Source organism: Roseomonas sp. CAU 1739 (assembly GCF_039839775.1).
In the GTDB taxonomy this organism is placed as follows: Bacteria; Pseudomonadota; Alphaproteobacteria; order Acetobacterales; family Acetobacteraceae; genus Neoroseomonas.
Window position 1 is genome coordinate 1 of the sequence record NZ_JBDOQQ010000053.1, and the last position, 1,151, is coordinate 1,151.

General features: G+C 59.4%; 1 protein-coding gene and 1 pseudogene. Both read right to left on the reverse strand.

Annotated elements, in window-relative coordinates:
• Positions 1-277: 277 nt before the first annotated feature.
• Positions 278-808 (reverse strand): helix-turn-helix domain-containing protein, encoded by a 531-nt coding sequence (locus AAFN86_RS29680; RefSeq protein WP_408906644.1) that lies wholly within the window; start codon positions 806-808, stop codon positions 278-280.
• Between the two features lie 37 nt (positions 809-845).
• A pseudogene (locus tag AAFN86_RS29535) lies at positions 846-1,151 on the reverse strand (hypothetical protein); the annotation flags it as partial.

Sequence of the window (1,151 nt, forward strand, 5' to 3'; positions counted from 1 at the left end):
CGATCCGCCGCACGCCGATGCTCTACCGTCCACACCATCATCCGCCCCACGAATCGTCCGCAGGATCAGCGAATCACATCCGATTCAGCCGATTCAATTCCTTTCCGGATGGGCTCTGAGAGAATCGCGATTTCCATGACGCCGACGCCGCCGCACCCGATGACGCCGTTTCCGGTGATATGGCAGACGCAAGCTCAAGGGCCTCGCTGCTATTGATGAAGCAGCCTACCGTGAAACTTTGCCAACTGCCGAACCTTAGTTGGTCACCAAGCCGCATCTACCGATGAGAAGCTCGGGCGACGCTGCTCCTACGTGGAGAGCATAAGCTCTGCATCAACTCGAGGACCTGTGTGCGGAGTCTCGCATCTGGAATCGCGAAGTAGGCTCGCAACAGGTCGCGTACCTCCTGCGAGTCGTTGGTGTCGTGATTGCGAACCGTCTCTCGGAGAGAGTCGGACGTGCGCTGCTCGACATCTGTCCCGGCGCCGGAGTCCGTCGTGCCGAAAAAGAAGGAAATCGGCACTTTCAGAGCGATGGATATGTCGTGCAGTCGAGTAGCTCGGGCACGGGTGTGGCCAGACTCCAGCGTCTGAATTTGCGAGACCGGAACTCCGATCGCACTCGCTAGGCCTTCCTGACTCAAACCCACGCGGAGCCGTTGCTTGCGCACTCTGCCACCGACATGGATATCGATAGATTTATGGTCAGGCGTGTGCGTTGGGAAAATTCGCACCTGGCTCGTTGATTCCATTCGGGAGGCGTCGCCGCCGAGGTTCGATTGATCAGCTTGGCTCTGGTCGTTTTTCATGGGATCCCCACTGGCATTGGGATGAACGAGCAATTTCTCAACCGTTGAGGTCGCTGGCGGCTGCACCTAACGGGCCACTCAGCTCTGGGGCGACATGATCGCTGGTCAGTACGCACTGAATGGCCTCCGCGAGCTCCGTCGGGTGGTACGGTTTCTCGATAGCTACCGAGCCCGGCGACGTCGCATACGCACTGCAATCCTCCCCACTAACGAAGGCATCCGGCACGAAGCCGGATCGGATGATCTCTCTGACTGCCGAGATGCCACTACCATCACGCAGATGCGCATCGACGATCATGAGGTCGGGGCGAGATCGCTCGACGGCCACGAGCGCGCGGGCCAC

Bases quoted from the DNA above. Each gene is read 5' to 3' on its own strand.
- AAFN86_RS29680 (WP_408906644.1), bottom strand. From the start codon at position 808: ATGAAAAACGACCAGAGCCAAGCTGATCAATCGAACCTCGGCGGCGAC.